General features: G+C 53.5%; 15 protein-coding genes. All 15 read right to left on the bottom strand.

Features of this window, described 5'->3' with window-relative positions; genetic code table 11:
• Positions 1–17: 17 nt before the first annotated feature.
• Positions 18–932 (bottom strand): COX15/CtaA family protein, encoded by a 915-nt coding sequence (locus EDM60_RS12860; RefSeq protein WP_122964334.1) that lies wholly within the window; start codon positions 930–932, stop codon positions 18–20.
• 136 nt (positions 933–1068) lie between these two features.
• Positions 1069–2004: a heme o synthase gene (gene cyoE, locus EDM60_RS12855; protein ID WP_122964333.1), complete on the bottom strand. Its 936-nt coding sequence runs from the start codon at positions 2002–2004 to the stop codon at positions 1069–1071.
• 110 nt (positions 2005–2114) lie between these two features.
• Complete coding sequence (locus EDM60_RS12850; RefSeq protein ID WP_122964332.1) at positions 2115–2573, bottom strand: DUF420 domain-containing protein; 459 nt, start codon at positions 2571–2573, stop codon at positions 2115–2117.
• A gap of 34 nt (positions 2574–2607) precedes the next feature.
• The gene (locus EDM60_RS12845) at positions 2608–3501 is read right to left on the bottom strand and encodes a cytochrome c oxidase assembly protein (RefSeq protein ID WP_122964331.1); all 894 of its coding nucleotides are present in this window, start codon (positions 3499–3501) and stop codon (positions 2608–2610) included.
• Between the two features lie 208 nt (positions 3502–3709).
• A complete protein-coding gene (locus tag EDM60_RS12840) occupies positions 3710–5152 on the bottom strand; it encodes an NAD-dependent succinate-semialdehyde dehydrogenase (RefSeq protein WP_122964330.1) in 1443 nt (480 codons plus the stop codon).
• Between the two features lie 23 nt (positions 5153–5175).
• Positions 5176–5679 (bottom strand): 1,2-phenylacetyl-CoA epoxidase subunit PaaD, encoded by a 504-nt coding sequence (paaD, locus tag EDM60_RS12835; RefSeq protein WP_063230860.1) that lies wholly within the window; start codon positions 5677–5679, stop codon positions 5176–5178.
• A gap of 14 nt (positions 5680–5693) precedes the next feature.
• Entirely contained in the window at positions 5694–6527 is an 834-nt protein-coding gene (gene paaC / locus EDM60_RS12830) for a 1,2-phenylacetyl-CoA epoxidase subunit PaaC (protein WP_122964329.1), read from the bottom strand.
• Between the two features lie 18 nt (positions 6528–6545).
• Positions 6546–6893, bottom strand: coding sequence for a 1,2-phenylacetyl-CoA epoxidase subunit PaaB (gene paaB, locus EDM60_RS12825; RefSeq protein ID WP_063230858.1), 348 nt, complete (start codon positions 6891–6893; stop codon positions 6546–6548).
• A gap of 10 nt (positions 6894–6903) precedes the next feature.
• Positions 6904–7872, bottom strand: a complete 969-nt coding sequence (gene paaA / locus EDM60_RS12820) for a 1,2-phenylacetyl-CoA epoxidase subunit PaaA (protein ID WP_122964328.1) — start codon at positions 7870–7872, stop codon at positions 6904–6906.
• A 118-nt stretch (positions 7873–7990) separates the two neighbouring features.
• The gene (locus EDM60_RS12815; RefSeq protein ID WP_122964327.1) at positions 7991–8818 is read right to left on the bottom strand and encodes a methyl-accepting chemotaxis protein; all 828 of its coding nucleotides are present in this window, start codon (positions 8816–8818) and stop codon (positions 7991–7993) included.
• A gap of 101 nt (positions 8819–8919) precedes the next feature.
• On the bottom strand, positions 8920–10125 hold the full coding sequence (locus EDM60_RS12810) for an ABC transporter substrate-binding protein (protein ID WP_122964326.1): 1206 nt from the start codon (positions 10123–10125) through the stop codon (positions 8920–8922).
• Between the two features lie 37 nt (positions 10126–10162).
• Entirely contained in the window at positions 10163–10906 is a 744-nt protein-coding gene (locus EDM60_RS12805; protein WP_122964325.1) for an ABC transporter ATP-binding protein, read from the bottom strand.
• An 11-nt stretch (positions 10907–10917) separates the two neighbouring features.
• Positions 10918–11685: an ABC transporter ATP-binding protein gene (locus tag EDM60_RS12800; protein WP_122964324.1), complete on the bottom strand. Its 768-nt coding sequence runs from the start codon at positions 11683–11685 to the stop codon at positions 10918–10920.
• Positions 11682–12710, bottom strand: a complete 1029-nt coding sequence (locus EDM60_RS12795; protein WP_122964323.1) for a branched-chain amino acid ABC transporter permease — start codon at positions 12708–12710, stop codon at positions 11682–11684. The genes EDM60_RS12800 and EDM60_RS12795 overlap by 4 nt, the downstream gene beginning before the upstream one ends.
• Positions 12711–13589, bottom strand: a complete 879-nt coding sequence (locus EDM60_RS12790; RefSeq protein WP_063230851.1) for a branched-chain amino acid ABC transporter permease — start codon at positions 13587–13589, stop codon at positions 12711–12713.
• Positions 13590–13647: the final 58 nt, after the last annotated feature.

Genomic DNA, 13647 nt, shown 5'->3' with positions numbered 1-13647 from the left:
TTTTTTCATCTTACTGCTTATCGTTTCAGCTTGTCCGGCCGCGGTGATTTGAGCGACTGCAAGCACATGTAACAAATGACGCCAAACAAAATCGTGATGATCATCGAGTGAAGCAACGTCGCGTAGAGGTGGAGTTGGAACAAGACGACGAAGCCGCCGCTGAACACTTGAGCGATGACCAGCACAAAAGCGAGGATGCTCGCCCCGTACAGATCGCGACGCGTTTGTTTGAAATGACGGATAGCGTAGATCATCGTTGCCAACAGCACAATCGCCAGCACCAGCGCCCCCAGCCTGTGTGCGAATTGAATGCCGATCTGCCCGGACAGCTCGGGAATGATTTGCCCCTCGCACAGTGGCCAGTCACTACAAGCCATGCTGGAGCCGGTATGTCTGACGTACGCTCCCAGGTAGACCACTCCGTACGTGTAGGCTGCCACAGCCCAAATCCAGTTGCGGAATCCTCTCGGGGCTTTTGCCTGCACCATGCTCGCCATTTTGTCGCGCTGCAACACGAACCCGGTCAAAAGGAACACGCCCGTGAAGGCCAGAAGCGAAAATCCGAAGTGCAGAGCCAGGACGGACGACGACTGCGGCCAGATCACCGCGGAAGCGCCAAGAATCGACTCCAGCACGATAAAAAACAAACCGAACAGGGCGAGATTGCGCACTTCCTGATTGCCCCGGTAATGACGCCAGCAAAGTACGGAGAAAACGATTACCACAATGCCTGCCACGCCTGTAATCAGCCGATGCATGTATTCAATGATTGAAGCCAAGGTATACTCCGGAACCCATTTCCCATTACAGAGCGGCCAGTCGTTTCCACAGCCCAGGCCCGAATCCGTTTTGGTCACAAGCGACCCGGCGATCATGACGATAAACATGACGAGAGTAGCAAGAACGGCTAGAGGTTTCAGCCATTTTTCCATAGTGAATACACCCTATTTCTTGTGATGTTTGAGACTCTCGGTGAAGCAGCCTCTTAACTGTTGCCCTCTCTAACATTAATGAAACATCCCCTGCTAAGCAAGGGATGTTCCGTGAACATTTGGTGAGTGTTTCGTGTCAATAATGGTACACCATTGTGCTGATGACAATGACGGCGCAAAAGACTGTCAAATACAGAATCGAGTAGCCGAAAAGCTTGCGCGCCCACGCCAGATCATCCTTGGCTTTGAAGCCTTGGAACAGCAGCACCATGTACACGATTCCCATCAAGCCCATGACAGCCAGGTAAACATAACCGACGCTTCCATGGATAAAGAGCAGCAACGAAGCCGGGAACAGGACAGATCCCCACAAAACCATTTGCCGCTTCGTTTCTGCGAAGCCTTTGACAACTGGCAGCATAGGCAGATTGCCTGCGCGGTATTCCTCGGTTTTCAGCATCGCCAGCGCAAGGAAGTGCGGCGGCTGCCACAGGAACAAAATCAGGAAAAGCAGCCACGCTGCCGGGTCCATGCTGTTCGTTACAGCAACCCAGCCGATTACAGGCGGAGCCGCACCGGAAATCCCGCCAATGACCGTGTTCAATGTGGTCACGCGTTTGAGCGGAGTGTAAATCAACACGTAGAAAATATGACCGATCAATCCCCAAACAGCAGCCAGCGGATTGGCGAATACGGCGAGCACCGCAAGACCTGCGAGCAGCAAGCCGATCCCCAAGAGGATGGCCGTGCGTGGCGCGATGCGCCCTGCTGCAAGAGCACGCCCTTTGGTACGCTTCATTTTTTTGTCCAAATCACGGTCGTAGTAGTTGTTTAACGTCGCACCCGACATGATCACCAAAGCTGTACCAATCATGGTGAAAATCGCTAGTTTCCAGTCTGGAAAACCGTAAGATGCCATCCATAGGGCAGCAAAGGTAGTCATCAGGTTGGACATGGTAATCCCAGGCTTTGTCAGTTCTACGTAGTCCCGAAAAGTCGCCGGCTCTCCCGGTTGTGCGTGCAGGGGTGTCTCGCTGTTAAGCGATTCCTGCATTGTCACTTGCTGGTCCACGTTTTGTACCTCCTGTCTGAATCTATCTGAACATGCGAATATCCGAATGAAGAACTAACTTCCATTGTATCGAAAGCAAAAGAAGCTAGTCAACTTGAAAAGCGCCCAAGCTACTTTCCAAAAATAACATCCAGAACGCCAGCCGTTTCCCCGCCCGGATAGATGATATACAGCAGCGTGTACACCGTAGCTCCGGTAATGGCGGTCACAAACCAGACGATCGACGTCCACGGCCCGATTTTGCGGTGGGCGGCAATGTTGTTCTTGTAGGCGTGTCTGAGCGTGATCAGCCCCATGACTCCCCCTACGGTTGCCAGCACGATGTGAAAGACGAGAAACGTCTGATAGATTGGCTTCAAGCTGTCCGGCCCGCCGAAATGAGTATTCCCGACAAAAGCCGTTCTGGATACATACGTGATGAAGAAGATCGTCGCACAGATGGCGGCCCACTTCATGATCTTCATGTGCTTATCAATTTGTTTCTTCGCGACCGCATACCAGCCACAAGCGACAAGAATACCGCTGATGACGATAAACGACGTGCTTATCGTAGGCAGCAAGATGGACATTTCTACACCTCATTCAAATAATCTATCTATATTTTTATACCCGGCCTTCATCCATCGTCGGCGTTTTTCTCAGCAGGGCAACCGCGGGCTGCTCATCCATCGGCAGGTCTTCCTGCTTCTCCTGCTTATACCAGTGGTAGAAAACGTAGGCGAGCACGGAACCATACACAAGCTCCTGCACCAGTTTCATGATGATTCCACCAAGTCGCTGGTCACTGAACGTGTCGAGGCTCGGGAACAGTTGCGGAGCCGAGATGTACGTCGCATACAAAGGATCGGACGCGAAAATAATCAACGCACAGGCAGGGGTAATCAGCACCCCGTTGGCAAAAATGTACGTCAATTTTTTTAATCCCGCCAACTGTCTCTTGCTGTCGGACAATGGACTGACAATCGGCCACCACATAGCGAAAGCAGCGAAAATCAAGACGACATGGTAGACTGTCATCCACTCGTGATTAAGAGCCGCTGCATCAAATATAAACGGTATATGGTAGAACGAAAACAGCGTGTTGAACAATAATGCCGCTACCAGCGGGTGAGTAACCGCGCGAAGAATCGCTTTAAGCGGCCGCGGCTGAAAGATTTTTTCCAAAAGCCACTCCGGCATCGCCAAGAGCACAATCGGAGGCAGGGCAAAATACAAAATGGACTGCTGCAGCATGTGCAGGCTGAACAAGTAATGATGGCCATAATAGCTGATCGGGCTTCCTTGTGCCGCGTAAAACAGCAGCAAGCCAAAGACAAACAGCAGCTTTTGCTTTGCTGTCGCCGTGGTGGCATGTTCAAAACGCTTGTGCATGGGACCCGTTACCAGGAAATATACCGTGGCAATTAAAAGAGTGAAGAGCATCACGTCGGGACTCCACAAATCTGAAAAGGATGCCCCCGTGTTCATCGCTGACAGCTCGTGTTGATGCTGACCCATTCATATCCTCCCTTCGAGCTGAGCTTTATCTCGATTTGAATTTTTTTACATTCTAATCTACCTAATAAGGGTGCCCTCTATACAATCTCCATTATACCGTTGATTGCCTGCTTCTTTGATAAGAAAAATGAACAAAGTGTTGACAAATGCTTTGGCAAAAAAAAGAAGACCAGATCTCCTCTGGTCCCCTTGTAAAACGCGGTCTGGACTACACTCCGAAAGAAACGAATTTCGTCTCCAAATACTCATCCATACCGTAGCGTCCACCTTCGCGTCCGATGCCGCTTTCCTTGAATCCGCCAAACGGAGCTTGCGTCTGGGTCGGCGATCCGTCGTTGATGCCGACGATGCCGTACTCCAGCTGCTCTGCCATCCGGAAGCAGCGCTGGTTGTCACGCGTGTACACGTAAGCAGCCAGACCGTAGCGCGTATCGTTTGCCTGGCGCACGACGTCTGCTTCGTCTGAGAAACGAACGAGCGGAACAACTGGTCCAAACGTTTCTTCGTTTGCGATTTTCATCTCTTCGGTCACACCGGAGATAACGGTAGGCTCGCAATAGAAGCCATTTGCGTAGTCGCCTTCTGTCAGGCGGTTGCCGCCGTATACGACTTGGCCGCCTTTTCCTTTCGCGTCCTCAATGTGCTCCAGCACTTTGGAAAGCGCGCGCTCGTTCACCAACGGTCCGATTTCGGTTTCCTTCAGTCGTCCGTCTCCCACTTTGGCCCGCTTCAGACGCTCGACCAATTTCTCGGTAAAGGCGTCGGCTACATCTTCGTGAACATACAGGCGATTCGTGCAAATGCACATTTGGCCGGAGTTGCGGAACTTGCTCTCAAACAGTCCTTTTACTGCCGCATCCAGATCGGCGTCAGGGAAGACGATAAATGGCGCGTGGCCGCCCAGCTCCATGCTGACGCGCTTCACTTGCTTCGCCGCTCCTTCCATCAGCAGCTTGCCGACGCGAGTGGAACCTGTGAAGCCGATTTTGCTCAGCTTTGGATTCTCGATAAACTCTTGGCCGATCGACTCCGGCTTGCCGATGACGAGGTTGACGACCCCTTTTGGAAAACCAGCCTTCTCGATCAGTTCAAACAAGCGAATGGCAGACAGCGGCGTCGCTTCCGCCGGCTTCAAGACTACTGTGCAACCGGCTGCCAGTGCAGGAGCGATCTTGCGTGCGACCATGTTCACCGGGAAGTTCCACGGTGTAATCGCGCCGACCACACCTACAGGCTGACGGAGCACCATGATGCGCTTGTTCGGCACGGACGAAGGGATCGTCTCTCCGTAAACGCGCTTCGCTTCTTCCGCATACCAGACGAAGTTGTCCGCTGCACCCAGCACTTCGCCTTTTGCTTCGCCAAGCGGTTTGCCCATTTCCGCAGAAATGATGCCTGCCAGCTCGTCACGGCTCTGTTTGACCAGTTCGGACAAGTTGTACAAATACTTGGAGCGCTCGCGAGCAGTCAAACGGGACCAGCTTCCAAAAGCCTCATGTGCAGCGTCAATCGCTTTTTGGGCATCGCGGGAATCTCCAAAAGCAGCGCTTCCCACGACTTCGCCCGTCGCCGGGTTCACGATTTGAATCGATTCGCCGCTCTCGGCAGAAACCCACTCTCCATTGATATACATTTGCTTGTACTCTCCCATGACTATCGCTCCTCTCACTCTCTTCAATAAATTGGCTTTAGCGCCTCAAACGGATTTTTGCAATGCCGGCAATACAAAATGCTGCGGCATGCGGCAGGGCCAAACAAGTTGTCAATTTGCGTATAAGGGGAGTCACAGTAAGGACAGGACACTTCCCATGTATCTCCCGGTTTGAAATCGATTGGCGGAGGAGCAATGCCGAAGCTCTTTAGCTTCCCTCTCGCCTCTGGCACGATGCGATCGGACGTCCAGGCGGGATCGTAGACAAACTGAACTTCCACCTTGCTGATTCCGTCCGCCTCTACCAGCTTCGCTGCGATATTTTTTTTCATGATTTCCAGCGCAGGACATCCGACAAAAGTAGGGAGCACGTCGACATGCGCGACATCGTCCTCTACCCGCACCTTGTGGATCATCCCCATCTCTACCATGCTTATGACCGGAATCTCCGGATCAGTCACTTGCTGTAGCAGTTCCCAGCATGTCGCTTCCAGCCCGTCATGTACATGCATTCCTTCTTGCGCCATGCAGATCACCCTTTCTACCAGCCCGCGGCCGGATCGATGCGATATACTTCCGACAAGGTAGCCAAAGCTTGTGCAAGCTCCGGCGTATGCTGACCGTGACGACCGCGCTGCTCAGGCACTCCCGGCTCACCCGCCCACACGAGGCCCGCTTTTTCAAAAATGCCCTGGGTCAATGTGAGCCACTTCTGTTTCAACTCGCCTTCGCCGGCAATCAGCCCACAGCGGACGATCGCGTCGGCGTTCGCACCGAGCTGATAAAGCTCGCCTGCATCCTTCCATACTTTCTCAATCGCGGCTTCCAGTCTTTTCCGCGCTTCGTCTGTACTGTTGGCCAACTGCGTGAGCCAAACTTGCCAGTGCATCAGATGGTAGCGATGCTCCGTCATCATTTTGCGGCTGACCAGTGCCAGCGGTGTGTACGATGATTGGAGCAAAGACTCCAGGCGAACCTGTTTGTACAGTCCGTACACATAGCTGCGGACAATCGCATACGCCCAGTCATAGTGAGGGTCGGTGTTGTAGTCGCCTTCCCCGTTTTTTCGCTCGACCAAAATCCCATTGCGGAACGCATCTGCTTCCCGAAGCTGTGCGAGATCGTCCGCCTTGCCTACGCCGAGCTGTTCCAGCATCTCGTAAAACATCACGGCATGACCCATCATGTCCTGCGACATCGAAGAAAACGCGACGTCCTCCTCGATGTGCGGAGCCAGCCCGAGCCATTCCGAACCGCGATAGGCGAGAATGAAATCGTCGTCAGCAAGCTGAAACAGCAAATCAGTCAAGGCTTGCGCGTATTCCGGGTTTTGTTTTGCCGCTTCTGTTGTTTCTACTTGTGAAAAGTCGCCCATGATTGTATCCCCTCCTGCTTAGCTGCCGCTTTCCGCATGCTTTTGTTTTTCTTCGTACTGCTCTCTGTGATGGCGCCATCTCGCCTGCAAGTCGCCATAGCCTCGCGTCTCCCGGTAGCTCTTGTTGTCGAGCCGCTCCAAAAACGGACGCTCTTCCGGCGACAAGCCGTAAATATCGTCGCGCTTCACCACCCAGATGTTAAAACAAGTCTCGCGGCGCAGGAAGTTTTCTCTCGCCATCGCGAGCGCAACTTCCTTGTTTGGAGCCAAGAGGCTGAACTGATGGACAAATGATGAGCTGACACTTCTTTGACTGAATACTTCGTAAATGAAAAAGTCGTCTCTGACTTCTGTTTCCTTGTTCATATCCATTCACCTACCCTACGTGGCGGCCGTACGACATGATTGCGTCGCGCACCCATTTTGTTTCTTCGTACGATGTTTCCCTAAGATTCAGACGATGAGCAGAGCGCGGGCCGTTCCCCTTGACGATCTGCTTGAACTGTTCCCAATCCGGCTGCTGATACACCCATTGGTCTTTTTCTTCATCGAAGTGAATCGTCTCATCCGGCACAGTGAAGCCGAGGTGGAAAATGCGTGGCAAATACTTTTTCAAAAACACTTGCCGCAGTTCCTCATTCGTCTGCGTGCGAATCTTGTAACGCATGTTGGCGGATTGGTTGCTCGTAATCGTACCGTTCTCAGGCGGTCCGAAGAACATCAAAAGCGATGGCCACCAGCGCGTAATCGCTTCTTGCAGCATCTGGCGCTGTTCCTCCGTGCCCTCTGCCAGCTCCAGGACGATGCTCTCGCCGTGCTGCGCATGGAATTTCTCCTCGGCGCAAATCCGGTGCAGCGCCCGCGCATACGGCGCATAAGATGTATCGAGCGACATGGACTGGGTAATGATAGCCGCTCCGTCCACCAGCCAGCCGATTACCCCTGCATCTGCCCAGGTTGGCGCTTCCATGTGGAACACATTGTGAAATTTCAGTCTTTTTGCAAACAAGTCATTCATCAAGTCTTCCCGCGTCTTGCCAAGCGGCGCCAGCAAATCTTCCGCTACCCGCAGCAAAAGCTGCCCGTGTCCCATCTCATCCTGCACCTTCGCCATGATCGCCAGCTTGCGGCGCAACGTCGGTGCCTTGGGTACCCATTCCTTTTCCGGCAAAGCCCCCATGATTTCGCTGATGCCGTGCATCGAAATCAGCTTGATCAGCTGGTTGCGGTAGTCGTCTGGCATCCAGTCGTCCGCTTCGATTTTTCCTCCGCGGTCGATTTTCGCTAAAAACGCTTCCATTTTTTCGTTTTCGGTCAGATCAGAACGTTCCATCTGTGTTTGCATGGAGAATACCTCCTTATTAGCCGTTGTCCATTATATTAAAATCATACTACGTTTTTATAACGTTATAATAACATAACGTCATACGTTTTAGCAATATCATTCCGCCTGGAACCTTTGCTTATTCCATCCGCCCGGACAGGACGGCCGCCTTTTTCAGCTGTTCTGCCATATGCCGCAGCTCTTGCATGACAGCGTCCAGCTCCTGAATGCGCGTAGATTGTTGCAGGCTGTGATTCAGCGTCTTTTCCATCTCGCCTGACACGGTGCCGACAAGGGCGTTCATCTCGTCGAGAATGCGAAAAATGTCCTTTGCCGACGTCGAGGTCGTCTGCGACAACTGGCGAATCTCTTCGGCGACGACAGAAAAGCCCCGGCCTGCCGCTCCGGCTCGCGCTGCCTCCAGGACGGCATTCAACCCAAGCACATTGGAACGGGTGGAAATGTTGCGAATCAGCTCATTGATCTGCGTCGTCTCCGCGATTTTCACTTCCATTTGTCCTGCCGCATCGCTCAGCGTATGGCTGGCCTGCGCGAGATGATCGGCGTCTTTTGCCAGGCTTTCCGTATGTACCGCAATGTTTTCCAAGGCGTTCGTCAAATTTTCCGCCAAGCCGCGCAGCCTGTCCTCCTGATCGGTCGTGACCCCTGTAGCCAGACAGCCCACTACTTGCCCCTTTTCCACGATTGGATAACCGACGGCAATATACGGAATGCCGTAAAGCTCCTTGGAGATCTTCTTCACCACCCGCTTGTTTTCCGCAATCGCCGTGGCATTGATGCTCCCCTGGCGCAGCGGGTCCCCGACTTTGATGCCCAGATTGAGTCCATGCGCCGGATAGTAAGCGAGAAACTTCTCCCGGTCGGTCACTCCGACCATGCAATCGAACAAAAAAGCCTTTTGCAAAATGGGGGCAACCATCAGCACGCTGTTTAACAGTTGAGACATGTATTTACCTCCTGACCAAGGGACGAAAACGGCTATTCTCTTCGCATCCGTCACGTTTGCGAAAAGAACAGCCATCGTCTCCACCTGCATCATCGATTGAATTACTTCACAATCTGGAATTTGCCGCCCTTCACTTCGACCATGATCATGCTGTCTTCCGTCAGTCCGTTGTGATCGTCATTCGAGAAGGTAAATTCCCCGGTAACTCCCACGTACTTCACTTTTTCCAAAACTTCGCCCAGCTTGGAAGCGTCGCCGCCTGCTTGCTTCAACCCTTCCACGAGCAAGTTCAGACCGTCGTAACCGTATCCGGCAAAACCGTCCGGCTGCGAGCTGTACGCTGCTTGATAGCCTTCTGCGAACTTTTTGATGACCGCTGCTTGCGGGTCGTTTGCATCTACCTGATCCGGCACCAGCAGTTTGCCTGCTACCATCAGGACGCCTTCACCCGCATCGCCCACCAGCTCCAAAAACTTGCTGTTGGCTGAACCGTGGCTGCTGATGATCGGAATCGTCATATTGAGCTGTTTCGCTTCCTTCACAATCGTAGCCGGGCCAGGGTTCGTTCCTGCGACGATCAGCGCCTGTGCATCCGTTCCTTTGATCTTGGTCAGCTGGGAGCTCATGGACGGGTCCTTCGTGCCGTACTTCTCTTCCGCTACGATCGTAATGCCGTATTCAGGCGCGTACTTTTGCAATTGCGTTGTCCAGCCGCTTCCGTACGGATTGCTGTCGTTGAGCGTCGCGATTTTGGTAATGCCTTTTTCTTTCAAGTATTTGAAAATGCGCTTCGTGCCGTGTACATCGGTATGCGGTGTTTTGAAAATGCCTGCGCGCACCGGATTGGTAATCTGATCCGCTGCTGCCATCGAAATCAGCGGCAGCTTCTCTGTTGCGGCAAATTCGGCCATGCCGAGAGATGGTCCGCTGCCGGAGGAGCCGAGGACAGCGACTACTTTTTCTTTGGAAACCAGCTTCTTGATCGCTTTCACAGCTTCCGTGTTATCCGACTTGTCGTCCTCAAACACGACTTCGACCGGGCGGCCATTCACTCCGCCTGCTCCGTTGATTTCTTTGACGAGCAGCTCAACGGCTTGCTTCTCCGGTACCCCAAGCGGGCTGTTCGGGCCAGTCAGAGAGAAAATCGCCCCGACTTTGATTGGTTCCCCGCTGGCGCCACCTGTTGCCGCCGTCTGTCCGCCCCCTGCTTCTGCCGCTGGCTTCGCGCCGCCGCCACAGGCGCTGAGCAAGACGAGTGAAGCAATCGCTACCGGATACAGCCACTTGCGAAACGTTCCTTTTTTCATGGTTAAGCCCCCTTGAGTATCTATCTTTTTATCAATGTCAAACCGCTTCGTGGGAGTGTCCCAGATAAGCAGATTGCACACGCGGATCGTTGCTGATTTCCTCAGCACTGCCTTCCAGCATCACTTCGCCTGTACTCAACACATAAGCCCTGTCGGAAATCGCCAGTGCGGCGCGAGCGTTTTGCTCAACCAACAACACGGTTGTACCCCACTCGGAGCGAATCTCCTGAACGATCGTCAATATTTCCTTGGCAATCAGCGGTGCCAAGCCAAGCGAAGGCTCGTCCAGGAGCAACAATTGCGGCCTGGATAAAAGCGCCCGTCCGATCGCCAGCATTTGCTGCTGTCCGCCAGATAGCGTTCCCCCCAGTTGCCATTTCCGCTCTGCCAAAATCGGAAAGCGCTCGTAAACGGTCTGCATTTCTTTGGCGATCTCTTTTTTGCTCGTTTTGGGCATGCGGTGGGAAGCGCCCAGCCACAAATTGTCCTCGACGGTGAGCGTGGAGAAAATTTGTCGGCGCTCCGGCACATGCGCCATCCCGCGCGGCACGACAAGCTCGGCCGGGATTCCGGTGATGTCGGCATCGCGAAACCAGATCTTCCCTTCTTTCGCTCCGTGCAGACCGCAGATGCAATTCAACAGCGTCGTTTTGCCAGCGCCGTTTGCCCCGAGCAGCGAGACGATCTCTCCTTCGTTCACTTGCATCGTAATTCCGTGCAGCACTTCTACAGGACCGTAGCGAGCCGTGACGCCGTCCACTTTCAAGATCGTTTTTCCCATCGTTTTCCCCCCTACTCCTCTTCCGTTCCCAGATAAGCCGCGATGACGCGAGGATTTTCCTGGATTTCACGCGGGGTTCCTTCCGCAATTTTCGTTCCCTGATCGAGAACCACGATGCGGTCGGCGATGGTCATAATCATGTCCATGTCGTGCTCCACCAGCAAAATCGCCGTTCCGCTGTCGCGAATCTCGCAAAACATCCGGCTCATTTCCGCTGTCTCCGTATGGTTCAAGCCAGCCGCAGGCTCATCGAGGAGCAACAGCCTTGGCCCTGCGACCATCGCCCGGGCAATTTCCATCAGCCTCAGCTTGCCGTAGGGCAAACTTCCCGCCAGCCGCTGGGATTCCGTCGCCAGCCCCACTTGCCCGAGCCAGGCATGTGCCTTTTGCTCCATCAGCTTCTCTTCTTTTTTGGCCTTGCCCAAATTCATGCCGCAGGAGAACAGGCTGGAGCTTGTCTTCGTATGCATCCCGACCATGACGTTCTCCAATACTGTCATGTCGTCAAACGTCTGGAGATTTTGAAAAGTTCGGGTAATGCCCAGCCCGGCGTATTCATAGCCCGGCACCTTCGTCATCGGCTTGCTCGCAAAGCGAATTTCGCCAGCGGACGGAGGAATGACGCCGGACACCATGTTGAGCACCGTGCTTTTGCCTGCTCCGTTCGGGCCGATCAGCGCCAAAATTTCGCCTTCGCGCACTTGAAAATCAACCTGATTGACTGCACGCACCCCGCCGAAATCGCGGGACAGCTCTTGTACTTCCAAAAGGGTCGTCATGTTGCCGCCTTCCTTTCCACTCGCTCACCAGACTGTGCTTTGACAGCAGCTTCCTTTGCCTTTTTGGCTTGCGCTTTTTCATAGACGGAACGAATACGCGGCACCAGACCTTCCGGCATAAACATGACAATCAAGACGAGTATGCCGCCGAAAACAATCGTATCGACATCGCCCTGCAAGCCCGGGATGACTTCGCTGAGCAAAATCAGTCCCTCGCTGATAAAGCCGATCAGTACCGTGCCAATCAACGCTCCCCATATGCTCGTCATCCCGCCGATGACAACCATCGTGAGAAATTTGATCGACTCGTGCAGTCCAAAAGGCTGCGGATCGAGTATCCCCATGTAGTGAGCGTACAGACCGCCGGAAATTCCGGCGAACATGCCGCTGACGACGAAAGCGTTCAGCTTGAACTTGCTCACGTCAATTCCCATTGAGGTTGCGGCAATCTCACTCTTGTGAATCGCCCGAAACGCTCTGCCTACCCGCGAATGCAGCAGGTTGAGCGAGAACAGGAGCACACAAGTAACGACCGCCCAGATCAGATAGTACATGGACAGCTCGCTGCCTCCGAAGAACGGAACCTGCGGGATGCTGATCATCCCGCTCGCGCCCCCGGTGACTGGCTCCCATTCGGTAATCCCGATCTGGACGATATAGCCGAATGCCAGCGTCGCCATCGCGAGATAGTAGCCTTGCAACCCCGCTATCGCTCGTCCGAGAATGAAGGCAAACAACCCAGGAACAATTGCCGAGGCGATGAGGCCGACGAATGGCGACAGCCCGTATTTGGTCGTCAACACCGCGGAAGTGTAAGCGCCGATTCCCCAAAAGGCTGCTTGTCCGAGCGAAATTTGTCCAGCCAGCCCCATCACCAGGCACAGCCCGATCGTCACGATGGCATGCAGCCCGATAATAATGCCGACGGAACGGTAATACTCATCTGGCATCACAAACGGGAAAACGATCATCAAAGCGACGTAAATTCCGAAGCCTTTTCCCCATTTTTGCAACAACTGCTTCATCTATAGCCCTCCTTTCCCCACGCTGCGCTCTCCGAAGAGTCCGGATGGCTTCACCAGGAGCATGCCGATCAAGACCAGAAACGCGATGGCGTCCTTCATCCCGGAGCTGACGTATCCGGCTCCAAGCGACTCGACAATCCCGAGCAAAAAGGCAGCCACAGCCGCGCCAAGCGGATTGCCCAACCCGCCGAGAATCGCGGCGGAAAAGCCTTTGATTCCAAGCAGCACACCGATGTCGTAGGAGGTCACGCTCAGCGGTGCGATGACGATTCCGGCAACAGCTCCGGTGGCTCCGCTGATGGCGAAGGCGAGCATGCTCATCTTCGTTGGAGAAATCCCCATCAGGCGGGCTGCCATCGGATTGACCGAACAGGCGTTGATTTTTTTCCCGAGAATCGTCTTTTCCATCAAATACCAGAGGAGAAACAAAATGATAAGGACAGCAGCCAAAATCCAAACGCTTTGCGTCGCGATCGTCACGCCCCCGAACGAGAGGGGTTCGTTGCTTGTAATCGGCTCCAGCGCAAAAGCATCCTTGCCCCAAATAAAGCTGGCGATCCCGCGGATTAAGGTGGAAATTCCTATTGTCAAAATTATCAAACTAATAGGACTAGCTTTTTTCACATAATCAATGACATATTTCTGCATGATGATTCCGATTGCCGTTACTGCCAGAATGGCAAGCAATGCTGCGAGTCCGTAAGGCAAATTCATCCCGATCAAAGCTACCGTAACCATTCCGCCGAGCATCAAAAACTCACCCTGTGCGAGATTGATGACCTTGCTCACGTTGTAAATCGTGATGAAGCCTACGGCAACAATCGCATAAATGCCGCCACTGACGAGGCCGTTTGCGACATACTGCAACAGTTCCGTCATATTCGTGCTGTACCCCCTCTTGTTTCGCGCCTTAACCGCTACCATCTAAAACGCTTAC

This window comes from Brevibacillus parabrevis (assembly GCF_003710905.1).
In the GTDB taxonomy this organism is placed as follows: Bacteria; Bacillota; Bacilli; order Brevibacillales; family Brevibacillaceae; genus Brevibacillus; species Brevibacillus parabrevis.
This window is presented reverse-complemented; position numbering and strand designations above follow the sequence as displayed.